At 25.5% G+C, this 3956-nt stretch carries 3 protein-coding genes; all 3 read right to left on the bottom strand.

What is annotated here, in order from left to right:
* The coding region (gene ftsH / locus ON17_RS01615; RefSeq protein WP_187322843.1) for an ATP-dependent zinc metalloprotease FtsH at positions 1-1617 on the bottom strand (1617 nt) is incomplete at its 3' end.
* 175 nt (positions 1618-1792) lie between these two features.
* A complete protein-coding gene (locus ON17_RS01605) occupies positions 1793-2230 on the bottom strand; it encodes a hypothetical protein (protein ID WP_017191767.1) in 438 nt (145 codons plus the stop codon).
* Between the two features lie 361 nt (positions 2231-2591).
* The gene (locus ON17_RS01600; RefSeq protein ID WP_020372769.1) at positions 2592-3614 is read right to left on the bottom strand and encodes an ABC transporter substrate-binding protein; all 1023 of its coding nucleotides are present in this window, start codon (positions 3612-3614) and stop codon (positions 2592-2594) included.
* Positions 3615-3956 lie beyond the last annotated feature (342 nt).

Here is a 3956-nt window from a genome sequence, read left to right as displayed (position 1 = left end):
TATTTGTTCTAATTGTTCTTTGACGATAGTTTCTTGTTCTAACAATGTGTTAGCTATTTTATCTAATAAATCTTTATTTTCTTTAATTATTTTTCTTGTTTCTTCCATGCATTCATCGATGATTTTTTTAATTTCTTTTTCTACTATTTCATTACGTATAAAAGAATTATTATCATTCTGCATCGGTCCTAAATCAGACATCCCTAATTTAGTTACCATTTGGGTCGCTATTTGAGTGGCAGATTTAAAATCTCCATAAGCTCCGTTAGAAATATCATCAAACATTAGTTCTTCGGCCGCTCTTCCGCCTAAAAATGAAATAATATTTGCCAACATTCTTTTTTTAGAAGAAAAGAAAGTTTCTTTTTCTGGAAGCATTAAATTATAACCACCAGCGTTTCCTCTTGGGATAATAGTTACTTTATGTACTTTAGGAGCATGTTTTAACTTTAAACCAATAACAGCGTGCCCCGCTTCATGATAAGCTACCATTTTCTTTTCTTCTTCGTCGTATTTTCTTGATTTTTTCGCTGGACCCATTAAAACTCGATCAATCGCTTCATATAATTCTTCATTTGTTATTGTTTCTTTATCATTTCTAACTGTTAAGATAGAAGCTTCATTTAAAACAGCAGCTAATTGGGCCCCACTCATAGAAGTTGTTTGTTTAGCGATTTGTTCTAAATCAACCGATGGATCTAGTTTTTTATTTTTAGCGTGCACTTCTAAGATCGCTTTTCTCGCTTTTACATCAGGTAAACCAACAGTAAATTGACGATCAAATCTGCCGGGACGAAGTAAAGCAGGGTCCAACATATCTTTTCTGTTAGTAGCGCCAATAATAATAATTCCTTTAGAAGTAGTAAAACCATCCATTTCGGTTAAGAGTTGATTTAGAGTATTTTCTCTTTCTTGAGAACCGCCACTATTCCCGCGGACTCTTTTACCACCTAAAACATCTATTTCATCAATAAAAATTACACAGGGAGAATTATATTTAGCATCTTTGAATAATGATCTTATTCTTGCGGCACCAACTCCAACATACTTTTCTACAAACTCAGAACCAGATACTGAATAAAAAGGAACATTTGCTTCTCCAGCAACCGCTTTCGCTAATAAAGTTTTACCAGTTCCTGGTGGTCCTTCTAATAAAACTCCTTTCGGAATAGAAGCCCCTATATCTTGGTATTTTGTAGGATTTTTTAAAAAATCAATTAATTCTTGCATTTCTTCTTTTTCTTCTTCATTTCCAGCTATATCTTTGAAAGTGAATAAAGATTTTTGAAAAGAAGATATTTGAGAATTCTTATTTAATCGGCCAGATGTTTCTTTCATATTGTTTAAAATATAAAATATAAAAATAATAGAACCAAAACTACTTAAAATGTGAAACAAATACATATAAATGTTTATATAATTTTTATTTATGTTTGTTTTTACTACACTAATATTATTTTTATTATTTTGTTGATCTATTAATTCACATAATAGATCATAAAAAATGTTGTCTATTTTACAAAAATACTTTTGATTATTATTTTTTTGAATTGCTTCAACATATAAATATTCTCCAGCTATGATATCAAATTTTTTAGTATAGTAAATTTTTTTAATATTTTTTTTTGAATATCAGATTTGAGTTGATGATAATTTTTCTCTTGGTATGGTAAATTATAATAATTGTGATAAAAATTATAGAAAAAAGGGAAAATAAAAAGTAAAAATATAAAACTGATTAAAAAAGGTTTTTTACATAAATTAAAAACCTTTTTGATTTTTTTGATGTATACTAACATCTATCATTTAACCTCCAAATCAAAAAAGAATCAGTAAAATCATTAATTAGATCTTTGTAGAATTTATGCTTTTTAATTTGATATAGAGACATAATCGGGAATTTTTGAAACGCTTCTTCTTCTAATTGTTTTATAATATTAAAAAATTGTGTTTTTGCTTCTAATGCATCTTGTTTATTATCATCACTATCGCTCTTATTTTGCAATGCTGTTAATTCTGCTAATAATTCATTTTGGCTTAATTGTTTATTTAAATATGGGATTTCATATGTTCGATCTTGTCCATTTGCTTTTTTTATTAAATCAGCTATATAAACCAATATAGTATGAGCTCTGTTTATAGAACCTGGATTATAATTTGATACAGGACCTGTCTCAGAGATGTCTAAATTAAAATCTCCTTCTGTTTCGACTTCAATATCAATTCTCAATGTAGAAAAGCACTCTTAAAACATAGATTTTAAAGAAGTTATTAATTTTTCTTGAAAATCACTCCCATCATGCGTAAAAATGATTTTTAATGGTAAAAAATTTTCTTTTCCAAGTTGCGTTTTTGAAAAATCATTTTCTACAGATTTAAACAACTCTAATGCTTTTCTTGAATTAAAACTATTTTGAATTAAATTAGTTTCTAAAACATTATTTTCTTGAATATTTAAAAATTTTCTTAAATTTTCTTCATGAAAATTTGTCTGATTGAACTTTTCATAATCTGTTATTAAAGTAATATTAGAAATAAAAGAAAAAGTAGGATTAAACTTAAATAAATTTTCTTGTTTTAATTTTTGCCTATCAATAGCAAAAAATAAAGCTTGTCGAAAACGTGGGTCTTGAATAAAATAATTTGTTTTTTTTCATGTTTTGAATTTCTAAATCATCTTCTTGTTCTTCTAAAAAGTTTTTAAAATATAAATACCCAACACCCCTAGTATCTTTGGTAATATATTGTTTATTAGATATATATTCTAATAAATTACTATCATTAATAATTAATTCATTTAATTTCCCATCATTAAAAAGTTGAATTCCTTCTTGATCATTTTCAATAAGTTTATAATGAATAAAAGAACGAGGATATTTATCGTTTTCAAAGAATTTAGAATTTTTTTTAAATATCCAATCTTTTTCATTATCATATCCTTGGGATACTTTATAAGGCCCATAAGAAATAAAAGGATATTCTTTTGTCCCATATTCCGCTTTATCTATTGATTTTCCTTCATAACTTTTTTCAAATTCTTCTTTGGGAAATAATGTTAAAAGATTTAACAATGAAACAACATAAGATAATTTTTGCGGTTTATCATAATAAAAACTAAAAGTTAATTCATCATGTTCATCTTTAATAAATGTTGTTGCTAATAATTTTTTTAAATTATCTGGATACACTTTTTCATCCTTATCTGAATGCAAAAATTCTAAAATTTTTTTATTTGTATCAAAAGAATATTTTACAGTTTCATTATTGATTTTTTTATCATTTTCAAATTTTAAGTTATCTTTTAAATTAAATGTCCATTTATTTGAAGAAACATCATAATGAAATTTATCATATCCTTTTATTTCTTGCTCAATTCCTCTTTCATCTTTGGGAAAGTTTTTTAACAATCCAAGAGCATAAGTGGGTTTTAAAATATCATGTTTTAATTCATTATTTTGCAAAACTGAAGAGTAATCGCCTTCTTTTGAAACATGCTTTTTTTGAATGACTTTTTCCCAATCAGTTTCTAATGTAATAAAATTACATTTTAATAATAAAAGCATCTCGTTTTTCAAAGGATTTGAATCAAAATCGATAATATATTGCAAATCCACTACAGGGTCTTTATTTTTCTTATTAACGGGTTTAACATAAATATCCTTTAAATTTTTTTTCCTGTGATTCAGGTATTTTCATTATTTTTGAAAAAAAATATTTATAAGTCAAAATGCTCCCGCCTAAAACTAATAAAATGCCAAAAAAAATATAAATACGATAGTATTTTTTAATAAATAATTTTAACATTACTAAAATATAAATTCAATATCATTTACTTCCTTTCTCTATCGCTACTAACGTTATTATTTTCTTATGTTTCCGAATAAATTCTTTATAATTCATTCCTTTTTTAACCTTTCTTCATTTTCTTCATTTTGGAATTAATTTTTAATAATTTA

Source organism: Poinsettia branch-inducing phytoplasma str. JR1, assembly GCF_000309465.1.
In the GTDB taxonomy this organism is placed as follows: Bacteria; Bacillota_I; Bacilli_A; order Acholeplasmatales; family Acholeplasmataceae; genus Phytoplasma; species Phytoplasma pruni.
Note: the sequence above shows the minus strand (reverse complement) of the source record. Positions and strands in the feature narration are given on the sequence as shown.